At 46.6% G+C, this 26,506-nt stretch carries 20 protein-coding genes; 11 read left to right on the forward strand and 9 right to left on the reverse strand.

Going from position 1 to position 26,506, the window contains the following annotated elements; all coding sequences use genetic code 11:
• Nucleotides 1-50 precede the first annotated feature (50 nt).
• Complete coding sequence (gene aspS / locus BSZ04_RS18195) at nucleotides 51-1,829, reverse strand: aspartate--tRNA ligase (protein ID WP_038885842.1); 1,779 nt, start codon at nucleotides 1,827-1,829, stop codon at nucleotides 51-53.
• 272 nt (nucleotides 1,830-2,101) lie between these two features.
• Between aspS and BSZ04_RS18200 the strand changes: the two genes are divergently transcribed.
• From BSZ04_RS18200 to BSZ04_RS25100, 7 genes are all read left to right on the forward strand, one after another.
• Nucleotides 2,102-2,968 carry a DUF72 domain-containing protein gene (locus tag BSZ04_RS18200; RefSeq protein ID WP_088881073.1) on the forward strand — a complete coding sequence of 289 codons (867 nt, stop codon included), beginning with the start codon at nucleotides 2,102-2,104 and terminating at the stop codon, nucleotides 2,966-2,968.
• Between the two features lie 104 nt (nucleotides 2,969-3,072).
• The gene (cmoA, locus tag BSZ04_RS18205) at nucleotides 3,073-3,810 is read left to right on the forward strand and encodes a carboxy-S-adenosyl-L-methionine synthase CmoA (protein ID WP_005426299.1); all 738 of its coding nucleotides are present in this window, start codon (nucleotides 3,073-3,075) and stop codon (nucleotides 3,808-3,810) included.
• Between the two features lie 184 nt (nucleotides 3,811-3,994).
• Entirely contained in the window at nucleotides 3,995-4,966 is a 972-nt protein-coding gene (gene cmoB, locus BSZ04_RS18210) for a tRNA 5-methoxyuridine(34)/uridine 5-oxyacetic acid(34) synthase CmoB (RefSeq protein ID WP_088881074.1), read from the forward strand.
• 221 nt (nucleotides 4,967-5,187) lie between these two features.
• Entirely contained in the window at nucleotides 5,188-5,934 is a 747-nt protein-coding gene (locus tag BSZ04_RS18220; protein WP_045388154.1) for an ATP-dependent zinc protease family protein, read from the forward strand.
• A gap of 11 nt (nucleotides 5,935-5,945) precedes the next feature.
• On the forward strand, nucleotides 5,946-7,451 hold the full coding sequence (locus BSZ04_RS18225; RefSeq protein ID WP_010447259.1) for an inactive transglutaminase family protein: 1,506 nt from the start codon (nucleotides 5,946-5,948) through the stop codon (nucleotides 7,449-7,451).
• 3 nt (nucleotides 7,452-7,454) lie between these two features.
• Nucleotides 7,455-8,423: an alpha-L-glutamate ligase-like protein gene (locus BSZ04_RS18230; protein ID WP_088881075.1), complete on the forward strand. Its 969-nt coding sequence runs from the start codon at nucleotides 7,455-7,457 to the stop codon at nucleotides 8,421-8,423.
• A 195-nt stretch (nucleotides 8,424-8,618) separates the two neighbouring features.
• Complete coding sequence (locus tag BSZ04_RS25100; protein ID WP_088881076.1) at nucleotides 8,619-8,768, forward strand: hypothetical protein; 150 nt, start codon at nucleotides 8,619-8,621, stop codon at nucleotides 8,766-8,768.
• Between the two features lie 80 nt (nucleotides 8,769-8,848).
• Here the strand turns inward: BSZ04_RS25100 and BSZ04_RS18240 are convergent, their stop codons facing one another.
• The 3 genes from BSZ04_RS18240 to BSZ04_RS18250 form a co-directional block, all read right to left on the reverse strand.
• Nucleotides 8,849-10,489: a GMC family oxidoreductase gene (locus BSZ04_RS18240; RefSeq protein WP_088881077.1), complete on the reverse strand. Its 1,641-nt coding sequence runs from the start codon at nucleotides 10,487-10,489 to the stop codon at nucleotides 8,849-8,851.
• Nucleotides 10,476-12,041, reverse strand: a complete 1,566-nt coding sequence (locus BSZ04_RS18245) for a long-chain-fatty-acid--CoA ligase (RefSeq protein ID WP_088881078.1) — start codon at nucleotides 12,039-12,041, stop codon at nucleotides 10,476-10,478. The genes BSZ04_RS18240 and BSZ04_RS18245 overlap by 14 nt, the downstream gene beginning before the upstream one ends.
• An 81-nt stretch (nucleotides 12,042-12,122) precedes the next feature.
• Complete coding sequence (locus BSZ04_RS18250; RefSeq protein WP_088881079.1) at nucleotides 12,123-13,613, reverse strand: coniferyl aldehyde dehydrogenase; 1,491 nt, start codon at nucleotides 13,611-13,613, stop codon at nucleotides 12,123-12,125.
• Nucleotides 13,614-14,057: 444 nt separating this feature from the next.
• Between BSZ04_RS18250 and BSZ04_RS18255 the strand changes: the two genes are divergently transcribed.
• Nucleotides 14,058-15,086, forward strand: a complete 1,029-nt coding sequence (locus BSZ04_RS18255; RefSeq protein WP_038889178.1) for an AraC family transcriptional regulator — start codon at nucleotides 14,058-14,060, stop codon at nucleotides 15,084-15,086.
• Nucleotides 15,087-15,163: 77 nt separating this feature from the next.
• Here the strand turns inward: BSZ04_RS18255 and mukB are convergent, their stop codons facing one another.
• From mukB to cmoM, 4 genes are read right to left on the reverse strand one after another with little or no spacing between them, the layout of a single operon-like run.
• Nucleotides 15,164-19,627 carry a chromosome partition protein MukB gene (mukB, locus tag BSZ04_RS18260; RefSeq protein ID WP_088881632.1) on the reverse strand — a complete coding sequence of 1,488 codons (4,464 nt, stop codon included), beginning with the start codon at nucleotides 19,625-19,627 and terminating at the stop codon, nucleotides 15,164-15,166.
• 2 nt (nucleotides 19,628-19,629) lie between these two features.
• Nucleotides 19,630-20,355, reverse strand: coding sequence for a chromosome partition protein MukE (gene mukE / locus BSZ04_RS18265; protein WP_077200946.1), 726 nt, complete (start codon nucleotides 20,353-20,355; stop codon nucleotides 19,630-19,632).
• Nucleotides 20,336-21,673: a chromosome partition protein MukF gene (mukF, locus tag BSZ04_RS18270; RefSeq protein ID WP_088881080.1), complete on the reverse strand. Its 1,338-nt coding sequence runs from the start codon at nucleotides 21,671-21,673 to the stop codon at nucleotides 20,336-20,338. Before mukF ends, mukE begins: the two co-directional genes overlap by 20 nt.
• A gap of 2 nt (nucleotides 21,674-21,675) precedes the next feature.
• The gene (cmoM, locus tag BSZ04_RS18275; RefSeq protein ID WP_088881633.1) at nucleotides 21,676-22,467 is read right to left on the reverse strand and encodes a tRNA uridine 5-oxyacetic acid(34) methyltransferase CmoM; all 792 of its coding nucleotides are present in this window, start codon (nucleotides 22,465-22,467) and stop codon (nucleotides 21,676-21,678) included.
• 114 nt (nucleotides 22,468-22,581) lie between these two features.
• Here cmoM and elyC point away from each other — a divergent pair, with 114 nt between their 5' ends.
• On the forward strand, nucleotides 22,582-23,367 hold the full coding sequence (gene elyC, locus BSZ04_RS18280; RefSeq protein ID WP_088881081.1) for an envelope biogenesis factor ElyC: 786 nt from the start codon (nucleotides 22,582-22,584) through the stop codon (nucleotides 23,365-23,367).
• An 87-nt stretch (nucleotides 23,368-23,454) separates the two neighbouring features.
• On the opposite strand, the gene torR is transcribed toward elyC, so the two are convergent.
• Complete coding sequence (torR, locus tag BSZ04_RS18285) at nucleotides 23,455-24,168, reverse strand: two-component system response regulator TorR (RefSeq protein WP_010447235.1); 714 nt, start codon at nucleotides 24,166-24,168, stop codon at nucleotides 23,455-23,457.
• Nucleotides 24,169-24,401: 233 nt separating this feature from the next.
• Between torR and torD the strand changes: the two genes are divergently transcribed.
• Together torD and purR are read left to right on the forward strand one after the other, a co-directional pair.
• Nucleotides 24,402-25,049 (forward strand): molecular chaperone TorD, encoded by a 648-nt coding sequence (gene torD / locus BSZ04_RS18290; protein WP_010447233.1) that lies wholly within the window; start codon nucleotides 24,402-24,404, stop codon nucleotides 25,047-25,049.
• Between the two features lie 447 nt (nucleotides 25,050-25,496).
• Nucleotides 25,497-26,501: an HTH-type transcriptional repressor PurR gene (gene purR / locus BSZ04_RS18295; RefSeq protein WP_038885828.1), complete on the forward strand. Its 1,005-nt coding sequence runs from the start codon at nucleotides 25,497-25,499 to the stop codon at nucleotides 26,499-26,501.
• Nucleotides 26,502-26,506: the final 5 nt, after the last annotated feature.

Consider the following 26,506-nt stretch of genomic DNA (forward strand, 5'->3'; position numbering starts at 1 on the left):
AAACAAAAACTCCCGCAGGTGCGGGAGTTTTTTCTTTAATTGTTGTGCGCTTATTCTGCGTCTTTTTCTTTCGCAACTGTCACTGCAATCGCTAGCTCTTCTAGAGCCGCTGGGTTTGCAAGGCTTGGTGCGTCTGTTAGTAGACACGCCGCCGCAGTTGTTTTAGGGAACGCGATAACATCACGGATGTTCTCTGTACCACATAGCAGCATTACTAGACGGTCTAGACCGAATGCAAGACCAGCATGCGGAGGCGTACCGAATTTCAGAGCGTCCAGTAGGAAGCCGAATTTCAGTTGTTGCTCTTCAGCATTGATACCTAGGATATCAAATACTGCAGCTTGCATTTCTGCGTTGTGAATACGTACAGAACCACCGCCTACTTCGTAGCCGTTTAGAACCATGTCGTATGCGTTTGAGTTCGCCGCTGCTGGGTTCGCTTTTAGCTCTTCCGCAGTCACACCTAGAGGTGATGTGAATGGGTGGTGCATTGCGTGTAGGTTGCCTTCGTCGTCTTCTTCGAACATTGGGAAGTCAACAACCCATAGAGGAGCCCAAGTGCCTTCTTTCGTTAGCTCTAGGTCTTTACCAAGTTTAAGACGAAGTGCGCCTAGTGCTTCAGCAACGATGTTTGCTTTATCTGCGCCGAATAGGATGATGTCGCCCGATTCTGCTTGAGTGCGATCTAGAATACCGTTGATCACGTCTTCGCTTAGGAATTTAGCTACTGGAGATTGGATACCTTCCATGCCTGCTGCACGGTCGTTAACCTTCATCCATGCTAGACCTTTCGCACCGTAGATACCTACGAATTCTGCGTAGCCATCGATTTGCTTACGAGTAAGCTCAGCACCACCTGGAACACGGATAACTGCAACGCGACCTTTCTCGTCGTTTGCTGGGCCAGAGAATACTTTGAACTCAACGTCTTTCACTAGGTCAGCAACGTCTACTAGCTCTAGTGGGTTACGTAGGTCTGGCTTATCAGAACCGAAACGACGAATCGCTTCACTGAACGGCATTACTGGGAATTCACCTAGGTCAACGTTCAGTAGCTCTTGCCACATTTCACGAACCATTTTCTCAGTTGTTGCACGAACTTGATCAGCCGTCATGAATGACGTTTCGATATCGATCTGAGTGAATTCTGGTTGACGGTCAGCACGCAAGTCTTCATCACGGAAACACTTAACGATTTGGTAGTAACGGTCAAAACCAGACATCATTAGAAGCTGTTTGAATAGCTGTGGAGACTGAGGAAGCGCGTAGAAGCTGCCTTTGTGAACACGGCTAGGTACTAGGTAGTCACGAGCACCTTCTGGTGTCGCTTTTGTTAGTACTGGCGTTTCGATGTCTAGGAAGCCGTTGTCATCTAGGAAACGACGAACAAAGCTAGACGCTTTAGCACGTAGCTTGATACGGTCGCTCATTTCTGGACGACGTAGGTCTAGGTAGCGGTATTTTAGACGTTGCTCTTCAGAGTTCTTTTGGTTGAAGTCTAGAGGCAGAACGTCAGAACGGTTGATGATTTCAAGACCTTTCGCAAGGATCTCAACTTCGCCTGTTGCCATGTCTTTGTTTACTTGGCTTTCTGGACGAACGCGAACTTCACCAGTTAGCTTGATACAGAATTCATTACGAAGTGTGTTCGCCACTTCATACGCATCTGCCATATCTGGATCAACAACTACCTGAACGATACCTTCACGATCTCGCATATCGATAAAAATAAGACCGCCTAAATCACGACGACGGTTAACCCAGCCGCAAAGTTCTACAGTTTGTCCTGCAAGGGACTTGTTCAGGTGACCACAGTAATGGGTACGCATAATGAAATTCCCAATCTCTCAAATATTGTTAACTACGCTCTGTCAGCCTCATTGCCGAGCAGAGTAAAGATCCATTTATACGCTGAAAGCCTATGAAAATCGACTACTCAACATACAATTAAGTGTGTTTTATCATTCATTGGTGGTTTTTAGTACAACAAATGTTCAAAAGCGCACCAAAGCGAAAAAATTGATGGGGATTATAGCGTGAAATTACCTATTTCAGCAAAACTCTCGTAAAGTGGGCTCAGGAAAAAACGTAAAGCAAAGATATGGATAATTTACCCCTTCGACTTGGATTAACCATGTGGTCTCACAACCAATGGCAACAGAGCTTTTATGGCAGTGGAACCAAGCCTGCAGAGCGACTCGAAAAATACGCGCAGGTGTTCCATACCGTAGAAGGCAACACCACCTTTTATGCCACACCAACGCTCAACACGGTGCAAAACTGGAAAGCCGCAACTCACGACGAATTCAAATTCACCTTTAAGTTGCCAAAAGCCATTACTCACGAGCAGATGCTCCGAGGTTGTGACGAACAGTTGCGTGACTTTATGAAAGTCATGGAACCGCTTCACGAACGTGTTGGGCAATGGACGATTCAGCTCCCCGCCGCTTTTGGTCCCGAGCACCTTGATCGCCTAAAGAAGTTCTGTGCCTGCTTTCCACCGAATTTCCCACTTGGGGTGGAAGTTCGCCATATGGCGTTTTTCTCCAAAGGTGAAGAAGAGCGTGCGCTAAACCAGTGGCTATTAGAAAGTGGCATTGACCGCATTATTATGGATAGTCGCCCAGTGTTTGCCGCGCAGCCGACAACCGAAGCGGTGATTGACGCCCATCAGAAAAAGCCGCGCGTCCCGGTGCATGCTATAGCAACGGCCAAGCACCCAATGATTCGTTTTATCGGTCATCCAGACATGGACGACAACTTGCGCTTTTTCGAACCTTGGTTGAAGAAACTGCCGATGTGGGTTGAACAAGGGATTCAGCCTTACTTGATGATCCACACGCCAGATAACGTCTTAGCGCCAGAACTGGCTGAAAAGCTCTATAAACAGCTACAACTTAAGCTCTCCCTGCCAGATTTGTCTTCGTTTCCTGCCAACGATGGCAACTCGCAAATACAGATGTTTTAGGTATCCGTATAATTAAGAAAATGACAGAGGCGCGAATTTCCCATAAAATACGCGCCTTTTTTGATGCCTGACGTTTCAGGCAGCTTGTATGCAGAGATTTGGTTATGAACCCTAAGAGCAATCCAGATACTATTTTTTCGGCTCCAATCGATAAAATTGGGGATTTCACGTTCGATGAACGCGTAGCGGAAGTTTTCCCTGACATGATTCAACGATCGGTGCCGGGTTACAGCAACATCATTTCTGCAATTGGTATGTTGGCAGAGCGTTTTGTTAAGCCTCACTCAAACATCTATGACCTCGGTTGTTCTTTGGGTGCTGCTACGCTTTCGATGCGCCGTCATATCAAACAAGAAGGTTGCCAAATCATTGCAGTGGACAACTCTCCTGCGATGGTTGAACGCTGTAAGCTTCACGTCAACGCGTACCGCAGTGATACGCCAGTTGACGTGGTAGAGGCAGACATTCGTAATATCGAAATCGAAAATGCGTCCGTTGTGGTGTTGAACTTCACGCTGCAGTTCCTTTCTCCAGAAGATCGCTATGCGCTACTAGAAAAAATCTACGCGGGCCTGCGCCCAGGCGGTATTTTGATTCTGTCGGAAAAGTTCGTATTTGAAGATGAAGTATCCAACGAGCTGTTGATTGACCTTCACCACGACTTTAAACGTGCGAATGGCTACAGCGAACTAGAAATCAGCCAAAAACGCAGCGCGATTGAAAACGTGATGCGTCCTGATTCAAAGAAAGACCACAAAGAGCGTTTCGCAGAAATTGGTTTCTCAAGCTACGATGTTTGGTTCCAATGCTTTAACTTCGGTTCGATGTTTGCGATTAAATAAGCTTCGCGACACAGTTCGCTCTCATTAGGACGTCATCCTCAAGAGCGAGGAACGAGTGAGTTGGGATCCCTTATCAAAAACGATAAAAACCGAGATTCCCTATCACTTTCGTCCCTCACTGTAGGGAATGACACATTTAACTTTTACCCAGGGTCTGCTGACTCCATAAACTCAGTGAAAAACTATGTTTAATTTTGCTAATTTTTATCAGTTAATCGCGCAAGACACTCGTCTTCAGCCGTGGCTAAACGTATTACCTCAACAGTTAACAGATTGGCAAAATGCTGAGCATGGTGACTTTGGTCGCTGGCTGAAAGCACTGAACAAGATCCCACAAGGTGCACCAAACCAAGTGGACATCAAAAATTCAGTGACCATCAGCAACGATACGCCTTTCCATGAAGGTGAGCTTAAAAAGCTTGAGAGCCTACTGCGTACGTTCCACCCTTGGCGCAAAGGTCCGTACACTGTGCACGGTATTCATATTGATACCGAGTGGCGCAGTGACTGGAAATGGGATCGCGTTCTTCCCCATATCTCACCACTGAAAAACCGCAGCGTACTCGATGTGGGTTGTGGTAACGGTTACCACATGTGGCGCATGCTAGGTGAAGGTGCACGCTTAACGGTTGGTATCGACCCTTCTCATCTGTTCCTTATTCAATTCGAAGCCATTCGCAAGCTAATGGGCGATGATCAACGTGCGCACCTATTGCCACTAGGTATTGAGCAGCTACCTAAGCTAGAAGCGTTCGACACCGTATTTAGCATGGGCGTGCTTTACCACCGTCGTTCGCCACTGGATCACTTGGTACAGCTAAAAGACCAGTTGGTATCAGGTGGTGAACTTGTCCTAGAGACGCTAGTAATCGAAGGCGATGAGAACGCGGTATTGGTTCCGACGTCTCGCTACGCGCAAATGCGTAATGTGTACTTCTTCCCTTCTGCGAAAGCGCTGAAAGTATGGCTAGAGCTGGTTGGCTTTAAAGATGTACGTATTGTGGATGAGAACGTGACCTCGGTTAGCGAGCAGCGCACAACAGACTGGATGACGCATAACTCTCTACCGGATTACCTTGATCCAAACGACCCTAGCAAAACAGTTGAAGGTTACCCTGCCCCTCGCCGTGCGGTACTTGTGGCAACTAAGCCATAATTAACTGAGATTTCTGACATTGTCTTAACTCACTCCCTCCGTTAAGACATTAACCTCTTTTCAATTCCAGTTAAGGATGCATATCGCATCCTTAATTTTTTGCTATTTGTCGCTATTCCTCACTATATAAGACAATCGAAAAGATTCTTACTTGTGAGCCTTTAGCGATATACGCTAAACTCTTAAAAAACAAACAACTTAATCCAGCCCCAAGGTTTTCAATGTTTATACGATTGACTCCGATTGTTGTAGTCGCGCTACTATCCGGATGTACGCTTACCAAAGGTGAACAGTACCACCAAGAAACATTAGCGGCCATCCAAGCCTCAGAGACCAACTTTAACAACAAAATTAGTAATTTAGAGCTTCAACTTAGTAACCAGTCTGACTATATAGAAAGCCTAGAGGGTCAAGTTGACAAGTTAGAAGGTGAACTTTCCAGCTTTCGCAAAGAAGCGATGGATGAAGTAAGAAAGCCAAAAGATCCGATCATCGTCCAAGCACCAGCTCCAATTCAAGCTACACCAACTCATGACATCGTCCTTGGTTCTATTGAACGCGTTACGATTGATTCCATTAAACAAACCTTCGATGCGCGTGTTGACACTGGTGCAGCCACGTCTTCACTAAATGCCGTTGATATCGAAGAGTTCGAAAGAAACGGAAAAAACTGGGTTCGTTTCCACCTAGAAGACAGCACTAAGTCAAAAGACGAGCAGCAAGCTTGGATTGAAGCACCTATCATTCGTTACGTAAAAATCCGTCAAGCGACCAATGAAGAATTAGAACGACGCGCAGTTGTAGAACTTTGGGTACGCGTTGGAAAAATTCATGAAAAAGCGCAATTTACGTTGGCAGATCGCTCTCAAATGAACCATCCTGTGTTACTAGGTAGAGAGTTTATGCGTGACATCGCACTTGTTGATGTGAGCCGTAAATACATCCAAACACAAGAAGATAAAAAATAATAAGGTAGATTATGACGTCAAAAATACCGTTTTATCTGTCTGTCATCTTATTGGTGGCAGCGGGTATCGCTTTGAGTGTTTTCAGACACCAAAATTACGGCGTTCCTTGGACTCCAGGAGAAACACGCCAAATTTGGGATGTCGAGGCTCGAATCGAGTTCAATGCCAATGGTAATGAAGTTAAAGCTTCGTTAGCTGCACCTCATACTCAAAACGGCTACACACTTATTGGTGAATCCGCCTCATCTCCAGGCTACGGCGTATCATACGTTAATACAGATTCTGGTCGTCGAGCTGAATGGTCTATTCGTCAAGCGACGGGGCCACAAACTATCTACTATAAAGCACAGTTTCTTGTTGACCCACAAGCGAAAGTGACTCCTATTCCGCCAACAGGTGATATTGTCCCTCCTACGTTGTCGGCACCACAACAGGCTGCGGCCAACGCACTGATCGAAAGGGCAATGAGCCGTTCTGCAGATAATGTTACGTTCGCTCGTGAACTGATCAAAACATTAAACGATCCTGACAGTCAAAACGCTGCGTTAATCCTCAATGATTTTGACCGAACTGATGCTCTACACAAAATGTTACTCAGCGCTGGAGTGCAGAGTAAAATTGTTGGCGTTATTGAGCTAGAAGATGGACGCCGTCGCCAAGCTATTCAACAAATGGTTCAAGTGTGGTCTGGAGAGGAGTGGGTTCTGTTCTCACCAAACTCAGAGCAAGCGGCAGCACAACCTAACCTTCTAGTTTGGGATGAATCTAACGTCTCGCTGCTTGATCTCATTGGTGGTCAAAATAGCCAAGTCCACTTCTCGATGATCAAACAAGAAGTGACTGCACAACAAGCAACTAACAACAAAGTCGAAGCGGACGGTCTACTCAACCTATCGATTCATAGCTTACCTCTTGAAGAACAAGCGATGTTTAAGACCATCATGCTGATTCCAATCGGTGCTCTGATTGTCGTGTTCCTGCGCGTTATCATCGGTCTTAAGACATCCGGTACCTTCATGCCAGTTCTGATTGCGGTTGCCTTTGTACAAACGCAACTTGTGACTGGTATCGTTGGCTTCCTATTGATTGTTGGTACGGGTCTGATCATTCGAAGTTACTTATCGAGGCTGAACTTACTTCTGGTAGCAAGGATATCCGCGGTTATCATCACGGTAATCATGATCATCTCTGTGTTCACGGTTGTGGCCTTTAAGATTGGTCTGACAGAAGGTTTAACCATTACCTTCTTCCCAATGATCATTTTGTCATGGACTATCGAACGTATGTCGATTCTATGGGAAGAGGAAGGCGCGAAAGAAGTTGCCCTTCAAGGTGGCGGTTCACTCCTAACTGCGGTACTGGTTTACTTAGCAATGACTAACACGTACATCCAGCACCTAACGTTTAACTTTATCGGCCTACAGCTTATTGTACTGGCTGGCATTCTACTACTAGGTACATACACAGGTTACCGTCTAACTGAGTTACGTCGCTTTAAACCACTAGCGGAGGACTAAACGATGTTTGAACGTTTTACTTCGCCAGCCAAGCTTCGCCATAAAGGTATTATGGGGATGAACAAACGCAACCATAGTTACATTGGTCGCTACAATGATCGTTCCAAATACCCATTGGTTGATGACAAGCTGAAAACCAAAATTATTGCAGAAGCCGCAGGGGCAACTGTCCCTGCCCTGATTGGCGTGATCCACAACCAAGCAGAAGTAAAGACCATTCATAAGATGGTCGAAAATTGGCCTGGCTTTGTTATCAAGCCCGCACAAGGCAGTGGTGGTAAAGGTATTTTGGTCATTACGTCGCATAAAGACGGTGTTTATACCAAACCATCCGGTGCTACCTGCAATAAAGAAGAGGTGGAGCGTCACATTAGTAACGCCCTAGCAGGCCTTTTCTCTCTTGGTGGTAAGAACGATGTAGCCGTAGTTGAGAACTTGATTAAGTTTGATGACTGTTTCGATGGTTTCAGTTATGAAGGTGTGCCAGACGTACGAATCATCGTGTTCAAAGGCTACCCTGTGATGGCAATGATGCGTTGCTCTACAGCAGCTTCTGATGGCAAAGCTAACCTTCACCAAGGTGCGGTTGGCGTTGGTATCGACATCGCGACAGGCAAAGCCATTCGTGCGGTACAGTTTGACCAACCCGTCACTCACCACCCAGATACAGGGAAAGACTTGTCTACACTGCAAGTGCCTCACTGGGAGCGTTTACTAGAACTTGCTTCCAGTGCGTGGGAGATGACTGGACTGGGATATATGGGTACCGATATGGTTTTGGACAAAGAAGAAGGTCCAATGGTGTTGGAGCTAAATGCTCGCCCAGGCTTGGCCATCCAAATAGCAAACGGGGCAGGTCTGCTTCCTCGTCTAAGACACATCGAAAATCTAGGCACTCCTGCCGAGTACCCAAAACCTAAAGAGCGAGTGGCCTATGCCGCAGAGCAGTTTGGGGTTAAATCTCAATTCTAACTAAGAGCCAGCCTGAGAGCTGGCTCTTTTTTTTACTAACTCTCTCAGTAACCCTTACAAAGCAAATGAGCTTATTTGCACACTTTTACTTTGTTAAATGATCAAGCTAACATTTTAGTCATTAATCATTTCTTTTTATCCTCGAAATTTGTCTATGATTATAGCTCCCCTAACTCAACTCAGAGAGGTTGGGCAATGCATACGACAAATGCAGATAATAATAATACCATCCCTGAGAATGACGATATTGATGAGCAGCTTCAACGTTTGTCAGAAATCTCATTCCAAGCACTTAATGAACTCGCTGAAATGATCGAAAAAGGAAAAGATTATTCAGACGAGTAGCACTTTGCTGCCATGCAATAAAATAAGCCGAGCCTGTTGCCCTACAGACTCGGCTTAATTCATTCAGGGAGATAACTACACTAACCCATTTGCGCCGCTTGCATTTCTACTTCCTGACTGTCTGCATATTCCGCTTTTATCTTATCTGAGACTTTCTCGGCTATCATGATGGTTGGTGCATTGGTATTCCCGCCCACCAGCGTCGGCATAATAGAGGCATCGACAACTCTCAGTGCCTCCAAGCCATACACCTTAAGCTCGTTATCAACCACAGCCAAAGGATCCGTCTCCATTCCCATTTTACAGGTGCCAATTGGATGGTATTGGGTATCGGCTCGATTACGGATATCCTGCTCAATGGCGCTATCATCGCAGGCATCCACCGGATAGAAGTTTTCGCCGCGAATCTCTGCGAACGCATCACTCTCTAACATTTGATGCTGCTTCTTCCAACCTTTGATCATGATTTCCATGTCTTCGGGGTGGCTGAAAAACGCCGGGTCGATACGCGGCTCATCATAGGGATTAATGCTATTAAGCTTCACTGTGCCAGTGCTCTTGGGGCGTAATAAAGTCACATGAGAGCTAAAGCCATGACTCAGGTGCATTTTACGGGCGTGGTCATCAACAACGGCAACCACAAAAACAAACTCTAAATCTGGAACCATGACATCTTCATCCGAACAGAGAAAACCAATGCCCTCAGCAAAGTTACTACTCATTTTCCCGTTACGGTTTTTAATCCACTGCGGTAGTGCTTTAGTCATTTCCGTTGCCATTTGCAGCGAAACACCAAACGTGTCGCGCTTAGCCGAGCATCGATAAGTGTGCACGAGATCGATATGATCTTGTAGATTCTCACCTACTCCAGGCAATTCGTGTACTTGATCGATGCCGTGAGCGACGAGATCTTTCTTAGCACCAACACCTGAGAGCATTAGGATTTGCGGCGAGCCAAATGCACCTGCAGAGAGAATCACCTCTTTGTTGCACCTGATCTGAAAGCTATGCCCTTTCAAGCCGTATTCCACACCAATCGCTCGTTTACCTTCAAACAATACTTTGTGCGTTGTCGCCTTAGTGATAACGGTCAGATTAGGTCTATTCAAGTTGGGCGTCAGATAAGCTTTAGCAGCACTGCATCGCTCACCATTGATTTGTGTTACTTGGGTTTGCATAGCACCCAATTGCTCGGCACCATTTATATCTAGGTTGCGTGGAATACCGATAGACTCACACGCCTCTAAGTAGCGATCTAAGAGCCCACTCGGCGAGCGTAAGTTAGCGACATTAAGCGGACCACCTTGCCCATGGAATTCATCATGATGAACTTCGTTGTTTTCCGCTTTCTTGAAGTACGGCAAGCAATCTTGATAGCTCCACCCTTCATTACCAAGGCTTGCCCACAAGTCATAATCATATCGGTGACCTCGGGCATACATCATCGCATTGATGGAACTCGAACCACCGAGTGTCTTGCCCCTCGGCTGATAGCCTTTACGACCATTCAAGCCCGCTTGAGGAACCGTTTCAAAACCCCAGTTGTTTATCTTGGTCGGCATCATGGCAACCACACCAACCGGCGTATGGATGAAAGGGCTCGAATCTGTACCACCCGCTTCCAACAAACAAACGGTGACATTAGGATCTTCGGTGAGTCGAGACGCTAAAACACAACCAGCTGAACCGCCACCAACGACGATAAAATCATACTTGTCCATTTTCGACCTCCACAACATCTAAAGGATGAAGCTCTCGTTTTAAAATCTTGCCGGTTGCTGTCATCGGCAGTGCTTTACGGATAAAGACACGACGCGGGTATTTGTAATCGGCCAGTTGCTCACGACACCACGCGATTAAAGTATCGGGGCAACAATGCGCATCTTGATGAAGCACGACATGGGCATGTACTTCTTCACCTAGGCGGTCATCATGCTCACCAACGACAGCCACCATTTCTACATCGGGGTGACACATCAAGACTTCTTCAATCTCACGCGGATACACGTTGTAGCCACCGCGGATAATCATGTCTTTGACGCGGTCGACGATAAACAAATTGCCGTGCTCATCCACACGTCCAATATCACCAGTTAAGAACCAACCATCACGCATCGCATCGCGGGTTGCTTCTGGTCGTCCGTAATAGCCTTTCATCACACTCGGGCTTTTTATGCAGACTTCGCCTAATTCCCCAACGGCTTGGCCATGCCCTTTTACATCCGCAATCTTAATCACGTAGCCACACAATGGTTGCCCGACACTGCCAGGCAGTCGGTCACCATCAATATGATTAAATGTCGCTACTGGCGCGGTTTCTGACAGCCCATAGCCTTCCAACACCGGAAGCTCGAAGCGCTGTTCAAACTGACGAATCACTTCTACTGGCATAGAGGCACCACCCGATACACCTAACCGAAGACTGTGCTTCACTAACTCTGAATGCTCAGGAGATTGTTCACCCGCTCTTAGTAGTGCGATATACATGGTTGGCACACCGGCGAACACGCTGACTTTGTGCTGGATAATTTGCTCAATCACGAACTTCGGCTCAAAGCGTGGAATCAAGACCATGGTAGAGCCCGTCAGCACGCTGGCATTCATCATCACGGTTTGCCCAAAGCTGTGAAATAGCGGCAAGGTCGCCATGGTTGTATCGCTGTATTCCAAACGCATCAGGTACTGGGAGGACATGGCGTTGGTTAGCATATTGGTGTGGGACAACTCAGCGCCTTTTGGCTGTCCTGTGGTACCGGAGGTATAAAGGATCACTGCGGTGTCATCGCCCAGTCTTGTCACCGATTCGAAACTCTCATGCTCTTCAGCAAGCCAAGAGTCTATTGCATGCTCTCCTTCCTCGCATTGAGCAGAGAGCGAGATAAAATATTCGCACTGCTCGGCCTGAGAAAATCCTTGCCTGCCATAGCTCCCCATTGGTAATTCTTCGCTTCCTTCAAAGCAAAAGTACGCTTTAGCATCAGAGTCATTGAGGTGATACGCAATCTCACGGCCTTTAAACAGCACATTCAAAGGCACGACCACACAGCCTGCTTTTAAAATGCCGTAATACACCATGGGGAAGTAACGGATGTTTGGACAAGACAGCGCGACTTTATCTCCAACTTGAAGTCCCAGTCGTTTCAAGTTGGCAGCTATGTTGCCTGCGAATTTGTCGAGTGAAGCGTAGCTGATTTCATCATCGCCCATCCTGAGCGCCACTTTTGAAGGAAAGAGCGCAGCACTGCGCTCCAGATTGACAGCAAGGTTATGCATCCATGATCTCCTTTGGTCGCAAGGCAGCCAGCGAGCACTGGCTGCTGAAGATTCTTTGTGTAGAGAGGTAAAAATTGAGGGTTACGAGTGCTTGTTTAAGTCTGAGTCGGGTTTACCTACAAACACGCGCAGCAACAGCTTTTGCACCATGTTGCCGTATGGCGGTGCAAACAATTGGATTGGGAACCAATCGCGCATTTTGAGCACTGTGCGCGCGTGGCTGAGTTCGCGGAAACCTTCTTCACCATGGTAGTTGCCAATACCTGAGTTGCCCACACCACCAAATGGCACAGAGTGATTAAGGACATGCCATCCCCAATCATTGATAGTGACACCACCACTGTGGGTCTGAGTAAGCAAGGCTTCACGTTGTTCTGAGTTGTTGCTAAACAGATAGCAAGCCAGTGGTCGAGGTCTTTGGACGATGTGTTGAATTACTTCGTCGATTGAGCGATAGGTATGAACAGGCAATAGTGGACCAAAGATCTCTTCTTGGCAGATACGCATTTCGGGTGTCAGGTTGGTCGCGATGTACAAGGGTGTTTTTCGCCCTTCACCATAATCTAAGCACTGGGTAACCGTTGCCCCCTTCTCGCGTGCATCATTGAGTAAGTCATGGAAGCGTTTGTGCTGTGCATCATCCACCAATGCGGTGTAGTCCTGATTGGCTTTAATTTCGCCGTACATGTTCTGATGAGCAAGCTTTAACGCCTCGACAAAAGCGTCTTGCTTACCTTCCGGCACAAAGGCGTAATCTGGCGCAATACAGATTTGGCCAGAGTTAAAGCCTTTGCCATGGGCGATACGCTCTGCTGCTTTCGCAACGTCATAATCATCAAATACCACCACGGGTGATTTGCCCCCTAGCTCCAAGGTCACTGGAGTAAGATTGGCAGCAGCGTTAGCCATGATGATCTTGCCGCTTGCTGGCGATCCGGTGAACACTAGATGATCAAAAGGCAGATGAGAGATTTCCATCGCCTCTGGATGATTCCCCTCAACAATGCGGACCAAGTTGTCTGGATAAATCTCAGCGAGCATGCGACGCAGCTGTCGAGTCGTCTCAGGGCAGTTTGGTGGCATCTTGATCATGCAACGGTTACCTGCCGCTAACGCCGTGATCATTGGGCCAATGGAAAGATACAGAGGAAAGTTCCAAGGACAGATAATCCCGACCACACCTTTCGGCTGATATCGAACTTCCAATTTATTGCCTTTGAACAACCACTCAGTAGGTCTACGACTTGGCTTCATCCAGCTTTTTAAGTGACGGACAACGTGGTTGATATCGAGGATAGGGGCAAGTATGTCAGCCATAACAGACTCGGTGTGACAACGACCTCCAAAATCTTGGCTCATTGCTTGTGCCAAGACATCTTGGTATCGAGAAAGTTGCTTCTTCAGTGCCAACAAACGATGCTTTCTCACCGCATAGCTCGCTGCTGATTCTGCTTGATAAGCGGCTTGCAACTCAGCAAACCACATTTCAAGTTCGTTCACTGTCGAATCATTAGTAGCAATCATTCCTTGATCACGCTGTACATCCGTATCTTGCTTAGCCAGTACATTCATGTTTCTCTCCTACTGTGCAATTTATTCAATTACAACATTTTGATAACATGAGGCACAGGTTACAAAAAGACAAAAAACGGTGATATTCGGACAGCTTTGAGACAAGCATGACTGAATACCATCCCAATACACGTTAGGATTGATCCGAATGTATACCCAAGTGACTTCAAGATGCAGGATTCAGAGCGTTGTCATTGAGTCCCTGTTTAACGAAAGTAAGCAAGGAAAAAAACGCAGCGTAATAGCCAGCTCTTTCCAAGTTGTTTGACGCAGCAATCGGGTCAATGACACGCTCCCAAAGGGCGAGTTGTCTTGGCTTGTACACTTTGTTGTCGATTCTTGATTTAGACCCACTAGACCTTTTAATCGCCGCCGCGTCTACAAACCAAGTCATTCTCGCTGAACCTCGCATCTCGAGGTTACTTGGGTATAGAGGAGAAACGCATGGAATACACCGCAGTTTATGAGCCAGATACCGAATCCTGTGGTGTTTTGGACTTGCAGCTACTCACACGCTACCTTGAGCCCTCTGTGAAAGTGGAAACATTACTTGAAGGCAGTGGCATTAGTGCCCCCGAACTTTATGCCCCGGACACACACATCACCCTCGCACAAAAGCTGGTGATTTTTAGCAATGCCCTCGCCCATTCTGATGAGCCAGGACTGGGGCTTGAAGTAGGACAACAAGCTCGTTTTAGTGACTTTGGTGTACTTGGGTATGCTGTGTTTAGCAGTAATACCTTGCTCGATGCATTAATGATGGGCTTTAAGTATCTTCGGCTTGCAGGGCCGGTGTTAAAGAAAAAAATGTGGGTGGAAGATAACTCAGGATACTTTCGAGCTGAGCAACTTATCGACCTACAATCCATTTTGCCTTTTTGCTGTGAATATTGGTTCGCGGCCATTCAAAGTTTGTGTGAAGAGGTGATGCAAAAACCTTTTCCCTCAAAATTGATTCGCTTCCCTTATCCGGAACCTGAACACAGCGAGCTGTATGAACAAGTCTTCCATTGCAAAATAGAGTTCAACAGCGACCGTTTGGAATGGCAGTTCGATGCCACCAGCTTGTACGATCCACTACCAGCGGCGAATCCTATGACGCTGCAAATGTGTTTGAAATCTTGTGATGAAATGCTGGCCAAAGTAAGCGGTCATGTCAGTTTAAAAGAGAAGATCACACAAATGTTTCTCGAGCGACCAGGTTGTTACCCCTCAATTGAGCAGTTGTCTGCCGAGTTGGGCATGTCTTCAAGAACGTTGCGACGCCACCTTAAATCGGAAGAAAGTAGCTATCAGCAGATCCTTGACCATGTCCGCTTTCACTTAGCGCGCCATTACTTGGCTTCGACACAGATGAGTGTCGAGGAAATCTCTGAGCGTATTGGGTTCTCCGACAGCGCAAACTTCCGCTGTGCCTTTCGTAAATGGAGCGGCAACTCACCAAGGCAATATCGACAACAAGTCCCTCAGTGATAAGTTTGTCTTTCATCAGAGCATAAACAAAAACGCCCGCAATCATTGCGGGCGTTTGGTTTTATTAGATTCGGAGTTTACGATTCAAACTCTTCAATCATCTCTTGCGCTTCAGTCTTAGGCTTATCCGTTTGACCAAAACCACGCAGACCAACTACGTGTACATGCTCGTGGTCTTTAAACACCTTACGCACGAGTTTGTAGGTCGTACCTTTCTCTGGGCTGATGTTTTCTGGTGCCGCGATAAGCAGCTGCATATCCAAACGGTCACACAATTCAAACAGTGTCGCGATCGATTTCGCATCCAGACGCGCTGCTTCATCCAAGAAGAGCAGACGACAAGGCACAATGTCTTTGCTGCGTAGACGACGAGACTCTTCTTCCCAGCTTTGCACTACCATCAGTAGGATTGACTGACCGGTACCGATCGCTTCACCTGTTGATAGCGCGCCAGATTCAGCTTGTAGCCAACCATCTGTACCACGGTTCACTTCTACACTTAGCTCTAGGTAGTTACGGTAATCCAGTAGCTCTTCACCCAGAACCTGAGGAGAACGTTGACCCATATCGATGTGTGGGTTCACGCGTTGGAACAGTTTCGCCATTGCTTCAGAGAAGGTAAAGCGAGTCGATTCAAACAGATCTTTATGCTGCTCTTGCTGTGTCGCTAGACCGTTCAGTAGCACTTCGTGACTTTCGCGGATCTTCACGTTTAGACGTACGCCCTTCACCTGACCGAACGAGATGTTCGACAAACCTTGGTTCAGCATACGAATACGGTTTTGCTCACGCTGAATCGTCTTCTTGATGATGCTCGCTACTGACTCAGAGCTGATCGCTAGACGGTTTTCACGTTGCGTTAGCTCTTCCGTTAGACGCGCTAGCTCTACTTCCATCTCCTCGATTGCTTCAACTGGATCATCAGTACGGATGATATCCTGACGAATACGCTCACGAAGGTGTTGGTACACAGCAATGTAGAACAGAACTTTACGCTCTGGACGTGCGTTGTCTTCTGATAGACGCAGCGCATCACGTAGGTCGTCATTGTTCGCAACCGCGAGACGCAGCGCACCCAATGATTTATCCGACATTGAACGCAGTTCATCCGCTGACATGTAAGCCAGTTCACGTTTGTGTAGACGACGCTCAACATCGTTCTCGCGCGCCAGACGAAGTACCGAGCACCAGCCGGCTTTCGCTGCAACAACGAAGGTACGCAGCTCAACGTATTCTTTCTGAACTTTCTTCAGACGTTTCGCCAAGCCTTTCATCTCTAGTTCAGTAGAGGTGATTGTGCGCTCGTATTCGCTCTTACGGCTACGAGAAGTGTGTAGACGCTCATGCAGTTCATCACGACGACGCATTGCACGTTCTTCTGCACCTTCGTCCGCGTTAACGCCAAACTCTTGAAGTTCTTGTTTGAACTCTTGAACCGTTTCCAGTTTCGCTTGGTGCGAACTCTTCAATGATGCCAATACTTGGTTGTATTGGTTCATTTGGCCTTGCGACTGTTTCAGCTCTTCACGAGAGCGGGTACGCATTTGTTCAGCTTGAACCAATTTCGCTTTTAGCTGCTCGCTCAGCTCACTGCTCTTGTTCAGTAGGTCTACTGAATCTGCGTAAGCGAAGTAGTGGCGACGCTCAACGAGATCTGAAAGTGCAAAGATTTGCTTCTTAAGATCTTGTAGCTGTTCGTCTGCCGCTTTGTATTCTGCTTCTAGCGCATCGAATTGCTCTGGATCAGCATCTAGAGCAACCGCCACTCTTTCTAGTTCCGCCACTGCTTTCGCGTGGTTGGTTAGGAACGCTTTTGCTTCTGAAAGTTGAGCGATTTTCTCTTCCAACTCATCAAAGCGCGCTTGCAGCGACTCATCTTCAATCAACGCCATGTTTGGTGCTAGCTTGTCTAGAGAAGACAACGCTTGCTTGCTGGTTTGCAGTTGAGAGCGTTGCTGCTGCTCTTTTGCATCCAGATCAGCCAGTACGCGAGCAATTTGGTTACGCTTGTCGCGAATGGTTGCCAATGCTTGCTCTGGGTCAGCTTCGAATGCGACTTGAATGTGGCTTGCCACAAACTGGTTGAACGCTTGGTACAGACGCTGCATTTTTTGCGAATCGAATGCTGCTTTCGCGTGCTTCTCAACCACTTCTTCACGTTCGTTACGTAGTAACTCTAAACGCTGCTCACGTGCCGCACGACCAAACAGTGGGATTTCAGGCAAGCGAGAGTAACGCATTTGGCGATCGTTCATGCGAACGCAAACCGCGCCTTCTAGCTCTTCTGCGTCGAATGAGCTGTCATCAAAGGCATCGATGTCACCTTCAATGATGTACAAGTCTTCTGGACAGTCGTCTAGTTCTACCAATTTCTCTTCGATACCAGACAGATCAGAAACGACGATAGCGTGACGAGCCGGACCGTACATCGCACTGAAGTAAGGCGCGTCATCAATTGTGATGTCATCGTAGATTTCAGACAGCAATACGCCGCCTAGTGTATCTGCCAAACCTTTCAGGCGAGGGTCGTTTGAACCACCAGGAGAAGCAAGACGCTCAATCTCAGTGTCAAGTTGGCTGCGACGCTCTGCCAGTTTGTCTTTCGCCAGAGAAAGGGTCTTCTCTTGCTCAAGCACCACTTGCATTTGGCTCATGACTGACTGGCTATCTTCTAGCTCAGCGCCACTTTGTTCACGCAGTTTTTCTAGCGCATCGTTCGCCGCAATCCAAGTTGGAGCAATGGCTTCTAGCTTGTTGATTTCCGCTGCTGCATCTTGCTCTAGACGACGCTGTTCGCTGCGTTGCTCACGCACGTCTTCCTGCGTCATTTCTAGCGAGTCGATTTGCATCGCGTGACGCTCACGTTCTTGTTCAAACGTGATTTCGTCAGTCAGTTCAACATGGAACTGCTTTTGGTATTCGTTAACGAGCTCACGCGCTTGACGTTGCTGGTTAAGGCTACGTTCAAGGTCACGGTGCTGTGCACGCCATTGTTGTTCGTTTTGCGCGACTTGCTGAGATTCACGCGCTTTCGCAATTGCGGTTTTCGCGTGTTCAGACGCGTCTTTACGCTCAACTTGACCAACGATGCTCTGTACCAGTTTAAGCGCGGTTTCGAACTGCTCTGCTGCTGCAGAAGACATGTCCAGTTTGTGCTTAACCGATAGCAACGCGTTAGTGCTTTCTGATTCTTTGCTCTTAAGCTCAGAGACAAGCGCTTGCGCCGATTCTGCCGTTAGGCTGTCATCGCCAAGTAGCTGTTTCGCTTTCTCCAGCGCTTGAACCGCTTGTTGGTATTGAAGTGCACGAGTTTGCTGAACGTCGAGTGCTTGTTGGTAGTCCGCCAGTTGCGTCTTAAGGCTGTCCACCTCTTCTTCTGCAACGGTCGCTTGCTCTTCTACCATCATCACGCGTTCTTGCGCTTCTTCCACTACCATCATCTGTTCTTCAAGACGCTCACTTAGCTCTTCAAGATCTTCTTGGTAGCGTTCGATCTTCTCTTGCTGGCGCAGTGCGTTTTGCACCAGTTGCAAGTGATCCGAAGCCGCTTGGTAATCTTGCTCTAGCGCAGATTCCGACTCAATCAACAGTTCTAACTCTTCTTGAACGCGGTTAAGCAGGTTGTTTTGCTCAACGAGAGTTTCACGAGAACCGAACAGCTCTGAACGCAATGACAGCGTTTTATCCAGCTTGTTACGACGATCGTTCGCGTGACGCATGTAGTCCGCAGCCACGTAGTTGGTCGACTCAGTGATCAAGTGTTTGAACAAGTCACGGTCTGCTTGCGTGGTTTTGATCGCTTCTAGCGTCATGCGGTTTTCACGCAGTGCTGATTCCATGTCTTGGAACGCTTTCTTCACGCCGCCGTTTTGTGGCAGAAGGTAGTCACGTAGCGAGCGTGTAATCGCACTTGAGATACCACCGTAAAGCGATGCTTCGATCAGGCGGTAGAATTTAGAACGGTCACCAGAGTTACGCAGTTTCTTCGGAATCACACCGAATTCAAACATTTGTGCGTGGTAATCCACGATAGAAGAGAACGCTTTGAATTGAACACCTTCAAATTCTGCGATCGATTCTTTTACTTCGTTGATTTGACGTACACGAGCTTGAGTCGCTGATACGCTTTCAATCAAGATATCCGTTGGTTTCACATGGCTTGGAAGACCTTGGATAACAAACGGTTTGATGTCTACTTTCTTATCACGACCCGCAACTTGCTGCAGTTTTACTGCGAACAATAGGCGTTGGTTACGTGAGTTCACCACGTCTAGCGCCGCATAACATGCGCCCGGCTGTAGCTTACCGTACAGACCTTTGTCGCGAGACGATTGGCTGCTGCCCGCTTCTGTCGTGTTACGGAAGTGCAGTAGCGTTTGGTCAGGAATCAATGCGGTGATGAACGCCGCCATTGTGGTTGATTTACCTGCACCGTTACCACCTGATAGCGTGGTGACCAGACCATCGATGTCAAACGTACGGGCAAAGAAGCCGTTCCAGTTGACCATGGTCAGCGATTGGTATTTACCGCGTTCAATCATGCTCATGCTTCACCCTCTTCTGTTGTTTCTTCTTGGGCTTGGTCGTCTTGATCTTCATCAGACAATAGGCTGCCTTGGCTTGGCTCTTTAGTGTGCACTACCGCCTCACCATCACGGATCAGACGTAGCTGCGCTTCACGCATATCATCGCCAACACGTACATCGGCACCAAAGCGGAATACCGCTTCACTGATGCTGAATTTGCCTGTTTCACCGATGTTGATGATCATACCTAGTCGGCGTAGACGACGAAGTGACGTACGTACTTTTTCAAACAGCTTTTCTTTATCAAGGTCAGAACCGGTAGCACGGTTCGTCACTAGCTTCATCAGCTTGTTTTCATCTGCTAGAGCAAGCAGTTCGTCGTAAAGCTCTTGGTTAGTGAAGATGCCTTCGTGCGCAAGACGTTCTGGGCTTAGGTAAAGGAAACACAGTACCTTACCCACCAGCATGTCCAGCTCAGAAAGTACACTACGGCCAATCAGAGACGTTGAACGAGGACGAAGGTAGAAGAAACCTTCTGGCGCTTTCACCAATTCGGTGTTGTAGCGCTGGTAAAAAGAAGAAAGCTCAAGTTCGAAGTCTGACAACAACGCATGGTTGTCTAGATCTTCACTTGAGATATGACGCCCTGCTCGAAGCATGCTATCTAGCGCTGGGAACAGAGGGTTAGAAATTGCTTTTGCCAGATTCTCTGACATGTATTCATTAGTATCGGTCGATGACATTCGCTTGTACCTTTGCCCCAAATTCGTTGATTGCTTTCCAGTCTGGCTGAACAGCTTGGTAGTCGGATTCGGAATATCCCATACGTACCGCCTGATCAACGACAATGCGAGCTAAATCAAAGTGATGAGTGTGAGGGTGTTGTGCAAGGTAATCTCGCAGTACCACGCTCAAGTCAATTGGCACGCCTTGGTCTTTATGCGCTTTCAGCATGTCACCAATACGCTCTGCCAACTCATCGTTGACTTGTTGAAACTCTTCGTATTCCACTTCCATCGGAACTTGACCTGTTACCTCGTCATCACGCAGTACTAGGGCTTCGTCACGAAGGTCAGAAAGCCTTTCTGCATCTGCATAAGTCAGATACCAAGGCGAATCAAAGTAGTCTTTAACGGACTGGCGCAGACGCGAGCTAAACGCACGGTTCTTATCCATATCGATCGCGGTACGGATAAACTTGTGCACGTGTCGGTCGTAACCAATCCAAAGGTCGATCGCTTGCTGGCCCCAGCTTGTGATTCGGTCCAGCTTCATCTGCAGACCAAACAAGGCTTCTTCAATAAACTCAAGCTCAGGGTCACCATAGACAATCTCTTGGATATCTAGGATCTGAGTTTGCAGTTCATCACTGGCAGCTTGCAGCGTATCTTGAAGTTCACGCAACGTGCTGGATGTTTCTGACAGAAGCGCTTCACAGTTGTTGATTGCTTCACGCCAGTCTTTGTTAAGCAAGTCAGCAATCTGTTGTTTCACAGATTGTTGCTGCTCATCCATCACACGTTGGTTGAGGTCAATTTGATCGAAGATTTCGCCTACAGAATATTTCAAGATCCCGTATACGTTTTTCTTCCAGTGGCCTGGAGTGCCACCCTTTTGTGCTGCTTCAATCGCTTTCGCCATTTCGTCCGCTACCATGGATAGCTGGATAGAAAGACGCAGTTTCGAGAACTCACGATGACGCACGTAGTAGTCAGTAATTCCTATCGCTAATGGCGATAAGCGATAAATGCTCGCTCCGTCAGTAATTTCACTAACAAAACGGCTCATAAGACGCTGCTTAACCATCTCATTGATGGCATTGTTTGCGCGGAAAGCCGAAGCTTCGCCCGTCTCATCAAATAGTCGAGTGACGATGGCAAATGCGTCGTGCAATTCACCTTCACCCAATTCTTCATCGAACCTTTCATTACTTAATACAGCGATAGCAATCAAAAATGCCAGTCGCTCAGTGGTCAGGTTCAACGAGAAATCGTGCTGCTTTACCCAGCCAACCAACTCATCGATTGGTTGCTCTGCAGCATTGAGAGTCATCTCACTCATCGTTATTCCTGTTTATCGTTCTTCTTAGCCCACACATGGATATAGCGGCCTAATGAGAGGTATGGCTCTTGTCGACAAAGTTGCTTTTCTAGCGCCAACACATCTTCAAACTCGTAATCGCCCATGTATTCCATATTGCCTATGTAATCACTGAATGAACGAATACCAGATTTTCCACAAATACTAAAACCAGAATCTTCTATCCATTGATAGACCTCTTCAGGTTTTAGACCTTTCTGTGGCTGTAGTTTAAATCTTTTCCGATGAGGCATGCCGTCTAAAACATGAGGAATGTTGCCACAAACCACATTTTTATAGACTAAGCCGTGGTGGTTATAGAACATAACCGAAGCGATGCCCCCCGGCTTGACCTGTTCCAAAACGGTTTCGAGTGCGGTTTTCGGGTCTACCAACCACTCCATCACTGCGTGGAACATGACAAGGTCCACCTGCGCTTCCATATGTTCACCAATGGATTGGACAGGCGAATGAATCAGGCGATACTGCTCAAGCAAACCGTTTTTTTCAATATCCTGCTTTGCTAGTTGCAGCATTTCCGAAGATAGATCACATAAAGCGACATGATGTCCGAGCTTAGCAAGCTTTTGCGACATTTGTGCTAAACCACCACCAGCATCAAGGACTTGTAGAGCTTGATGGTCGGCGCCTAATTCACTTAGAATCTGTAGAAAATCTTCCCATACAATGATTTGGCGGATCTCACCTTTATCGGATCCGTAAATATTTTTTGCAAATTTGTGGGCGATATCGTCGAAATTACGGTCTTCTGTCACGTCTACTGGGTTATCATATCGGATTGTGCCGCTATTCTGGCACAAGAAAAGCAGGAATAAAGAGGGTCTCCCTCATTTTTATAATCAATTGATGTTTTTTCGGACTATTTAAGTATGTTTGAGCTGAAAAAAGTAATATCAGCCTTGCTCATGCCCTTACCGGCCTTACTGCTGATTGGTCTATTTGGCCTATTTTTAATTAGTTTTACCAGCAAACGTAAAACTGGTTGTTTCATTGTTCTATTCACTTTTGCTGGCATTTTCCTTGCCTCATTTCAACCTATTTCGACCAAGTTGCTCATGCCATTGGAACGCGAATACAAAGCATTCTTGCCCGTATCAGAATCTGTCGATTATGTAATGGTTTTAGGAAATGGCCATGTGATCGATGACGAAATACCACCCACCTCACAACTGAGTCGTGCTGCTTTAATGAGACTCACTGAAGGTATACGTATTCTTCGTATGTATCCAGGCGCAAAGCTCATTTTGTCAGGCTACGCTGGAGGGTCAGAGCTCAGCCATGCTCGTATGATGGCTAACGTAGCCCTTTCTCTTGGAGTGGCCAAATCCGATATCATCTTACTTGAAGATGCGAAAGATACCTGGGAAGAAGCCAGACAAGCTGCAGCATTCGTAAAACAGAAAGATATTGTACTGGTCACTTCAGCAAGCCATATGAAGCGCGCAATGTACGAGTTTCGTGCAGCAGGGATCAAGCCCATTCCAGCGCCAACCAACTTCTTGGCTGTGGCTGATGTCAACCAACCTTGGCATCGCTATGCTCCAAAAGCACAGTACCTAGAACAAACGGAACGATACTGGCACGAAACACTGGGTATTATCTGGCAGCACCTACGCGACAATATTGGCCAGGCGCCAGTCGAAGAAGCGCATTAAGCCGGCTTCAAAACTAAACCAACAGGCACAAAAAAGGAGAGCATTGCTCTCCTTTTTCTTTAACGCGTTGATTTAAGTCAGCAGACTCTAGTCACCTGCGAACATGTAGCCTTCACCATGAACGGTCACAAAGATTTGTGGGTTCTTTGGATCAAACTCCATCTTAGCGCGCATACGTCGAATAAGAACGTCGATAGTACGATCGTTTGGCGCATCCACTCGGTGGCTGATCATATTCAAAATACGCTCTCGGCTTAATACCTGATTTGGGTATGAAGACAATGCAACTAACAGCTCATACTCTGCTTTCGTTAGTTTCACTGGCTCACCATTGCGGCTTAGAGCACGACGCTGAATATCAAACGTCCACTCACCGAAGCGCACTATGTGTTCTTCATTCGTATCATTTGCTGCTTTTTGTGAACCGTTACGAGCCGCTGAGATACGCCACAGCAAGTTTTTAACGCGAACCAATAATTCCCTTAGTTCAAAAGGCTTTGTTACATAATCGTCTGCGCCCATTTCTAGGCCAACGATTTTGTCAATGCTATCCGTGCGTCCTGTCACTAATATGATGCCGATATCTGATTGGCTGCGTAATTCACGCGTAAGCATAAGGCCATCTTCACCCGGCAGGTTAATATCCAGCATGATCAAATCTACATCGCCTTCTTGAAGCACTTCGCGCATTTCAGCACCGCTTTCTGCTTCACTAACTTTGTAACCTTCATTTTGGAAATAGCCCGCAAGCTTACTGCGAGTTACAACATCATCTTCTACGACTAATACGTGATAGCTCATTTACACCACTTTCTGTCTTTTTTATCTTCCAAGACGTATTCTATTCATAACTAGTAACATATCTAGTAATAGTTACAATAAAAAGCAAGATTTTGTGGATTTATTGATGCAAAACAAGCTTATTTGCCGCCATTCATAAACATGCATATTTCCCAATAAACCATAACAATTATAGTTACTGCTATTCATTTTAATTGTTTACACTTAGGGGATAACTATTTGGGAGCAAAAAAATGCAAGAAGTGAAAGCTTTTAACGAAAAACGAGCTGAGATTTATTGGTGGTTTTCTAGCCTGTTCGCAAAAGAGCTAACAGACAAGGAGCTGGAATCTTATCATAGTGTTGAAATTCGAAGCTTTTTAGCTGGTTTGGGTGAAAATGAAACACTCAAACCATCGGTTGATGCCCTTGTTGATGCGCTTAATCGCCTACAAGATCGTGAAGATGCTCAATTAGAGCTAGCTGCGGACTTCTGTGAACTTTTTCTTAAAACAGAAAAGCACGGTGCGCTACCTTATGCCTCAATGTACATCGGTGAATCTGGTTTATTAAATGATAAACCAGCAGAAGAGATGGAAAAGCTGATGGCAGACTTTGGTGTGCAAGTTGACGAAAATCTAAAAGAGCCTGCGGATCATTTAGCAGTCGAGTTAGATTTTTTAGGCAATATGATTATCCGCTCAAATGAACTCGAGCAGGAAAAACACATGGAAGATGCGTTCGAAAAGCAAAATGAGTTCATCCAGCAACACCTTTTGACATGGCTACCTCAGTTTGCCGCTAAATGTAAGCAATTCGATGAATTTGGCTTCTATGTTAGTGTCGCGCAACTATTAATTGCATTTTGTAAACTGGACAGCACCTACCTTCTTGGTGAATAATTGCCGCCTATTTTGGGGAGTCTGTCATTCAGACTCCCTATTTTATTCGTTTGTTTTTAATCTGGCGCAGAGAAATACAATCCATTTAGCCGTTAAACTGTGACCTCCGAGGCACAAAACAACCACCTAAAACATTGCCAGCTTGCCCGCATCAGTCTAAAATGTGAGCGCAAACGATTAAATATGATTTATATGTAAACCGCTGAAATAAAGCGGTTTTTGTGTTTTCTTAACAGGATTGCTGACCAATTCCTCACTTAGTATAAGAAAGGAATATGAGACTCAGCGATAAATGTTGCTACAAACCTTTTTATACCGATTTCGGAACAACCGCTGCCAAATATCTCAGCAATGCCCCTATTCGCAGTTGCTCGGTTTGCGCAAGACCCTAAGCGTATGGTTGTCTTCACTACGGTATTTACAGTAGCTCGATACAGGACATCATTTATGGCCACTATTAAAGACGTTGCTCGCTTAGCCGGCGTTTCTACCACTACGGTTTCGCACGTAATTAATAAAACTCGCTTTGTTGCAGAAGCAACTCAAGAAAAAGTAATGAAAGCGGTGGATGAACTTAATTACGCACCAAGTGCCGTTGCGCGCAGTTTAAAGTGCAACTCAACTCGTACCATCGGTATGCTAGTAACTCAATCTACCAACCTGTTCTTCTCTGAAGTGATCGATGGTGTTGAGAGCTACTGTTACCGTCAAGGTTACACTCTTATCCTATGTAACACGGGCGGTATTTACGAGAAGCAACGTGACTACATCCGCATGCTCGCTGAAAAGCGTGTAGATGGCATTCTAGTAATGTGTTCTGACCTGACGGAAGAACTAAAAGAGATGCTTGATCGTCACTCAGACATACCTAAAGTTGTGATGGACTGGGGTCCAGAAAGCTCACAAGCAGACAAGATCATTGATAACTCAGAAGAAGGCGGTTACATCGCGACAAAATATCTGATCGACAATGGTCACACAGACATCGCGTGTTTAAGCGGTCACTTCGAAAAAGCTGCGTGCCAAGAGCGTATTGCGGGTTATCGCCGTGCAATGGCAGAAGCAAACCTTGCGGTTAACGAAGATTGGATTCTTGAAGGCAACTTTGAATGTGATACCGCTGTGCTAGCGGCAGATAACATTACTGCAATGGAAAAACGCCCTACCGCAGTTTTCTGTTTCAATGACACTATGGCACTTGGCTTGATGAGCCGCCTTCAGCAGAACGGTATCAAGGTACCAGATGATGTTTCTGTTATCGGCTATGACAACATTGAGCTGGCAGAGTACTTCTCACCACCACTAACGACTATCCACCAACCAAAACGTCGTGTGGGTAAAAACGCGTTTGAGATCCTACTAGAGCGTATCAAAGATAAAGAACACGAAAAACGAGTGTTTGAAATGCAGCCAGAGATCGTGATTAGAAATACGGTTAGAAAGCTCAACTAGTCTTT

The organism is Vibrio rotiferianus, from assembly GCF_002214395.1.
GTDB classification, from domain to species: Bacteria; Pseudomonadota; Gammaproteobacteria; order Enterobacterales; family Vibrionaceae; genus Vibrio; species Vibrio rotiferianus.

What these genes read in the sequence shown, in the direction of transcription:
- BSZ04_RS18255 (WP_038889178.1), top strand. Translation starts at nt 14,058, where the DNA reads ATGGAATACACCGCAGTTTATGAGCCAGATACCGAATCCTGTGGTGTT.
- elyC (WP_088881081.1), top strand. Translation starts at nt 22,582, where the DNA reads ATGTTTGAGCTGAAAAAAGTAATATCAGCCTTGCTCATGCCCTTACCG.
- BSZ04_RS18230 (WP_088881075.1), top strand. Translation starts at nt 7,455, where the DNA reads ATGTTTGAACGTTTTACTTCGCCAGCCAAGCTTCGCCATAAAGGTATT.
- mukF (WP_088881080.1), bottom strand. Translation starts at nt 21,673, where the DNA reads ATGAGTGAGATGACTCTCAATGCTGCAGAGCAACCAATCGATGAGTTG.
- BSZ04_RS18200 (WP_088881073.1), top strand. Translation starts at nt 2,102, where the DNA reads ATGGATAATTTACCCCTTCGACTTGGATTAACCATGTGGTCTCACAAC.
- aspS (WP_038885842.1), bottom strand. Translation starts at nt 1,829, where the DNA reads ATGCGTACCCATTACTGTGGTCACCTGAACAAGTCCCTTGCAGGACAA.
- BSZ04_RS18220 (WP_045388154.1), top strand. Translation starts at nt 5,188, where the DNA reads ATGTTTATACGATTGACTCCGATTGTTGTAGTCGCGCTACTATCCGGA.
- mukE (WP_077200946.1), bottom strand. Translation starts at nt 20,355, where the DNA reads ATGTCATCGACCGATACTAATGAATACATGTCAGAGAATCTGGCAAAA.
- cmoA (WP_005426299.1), top strand. Translation starts at nt 3,073, where the DNA reads ATGAACCCTAAGAGCAATCCAGATACTATTTTTTCGGCTCCAATCGAT.
- torD (WP_010447233.1), top strand. Translation starts at nt 24,402, where the DNA reads ATGCAAGAAGTGAAAGCTTTTAACGAAAAACGAGCTGAGATTTATTGG.
- BSZ04_RS18225 (WP_010447259.1), top strand. Translation starts at nt 5,946, where the DNA reads ATGACGTCAAAAATACCGTTTTATCTGTCTGTCATCTTATTGGTGGCA.
- BSZ04_RS25100 (WP_088881076.1), top strand. Translation starts at nt 8,619, where the DNA reads ATGCATACGACAAATGCAGATAATAATAATACCATCCCTGAGAATGAC.
- purR (WP_038885828.1), top strand. Translation starts at nt 25,497, where the DNA reads ATGGCCACTATTAAAGACGTTGCTCGCTTAGCCGGCGTTTCTACCACT.
- torR (WP_010447235.1), bottom strand. Translation starts at nt 24,168, where the DNA reads ATGAGCTATCACGTATTAGTCGTAGAAGATGATGTTGTAACTCGCAGT.
- mukB (WP_088881632.1), bottom strand. Translation starts at nt 19,627, where the DNA reads ATGATTGAACGCGGTAAATACCAATCGCTGACCATGGTCAACTGGAAC.
- BSZ04_RS18240 (WP_088881077.1), bottom strand. Translation starts at nt 10,489, where the DNA reads ATGGACAAGTATGATTTTATCGTCGTTGGTGGCGGTTCAGCTGGTTGT.
- cmoB (WP_088881074.1), top strand. Translation starts at nt 3,995, where the DNA reads ATGTTTAATTTTGCTAATTTTTATCAGTTAATCGCGCAAGACACTCGT.
- BSZ04_RS18250 (WP_088881079.1), bottom strand. Translation starts at nt 13,613, where the DNA reads ATGAATGTACTGGCTAAGCAAGATACGGATGTACAGCGTGATCAAGGA.
- BSZ04_RS18245 (WP_088881078.1), bottom strand. Translation starts at nt 12,041, where the DNA reads ATGCATAACCTTGCTGTCAATCTGGAGCGCAGTGCTGCGCTCTTTCCT.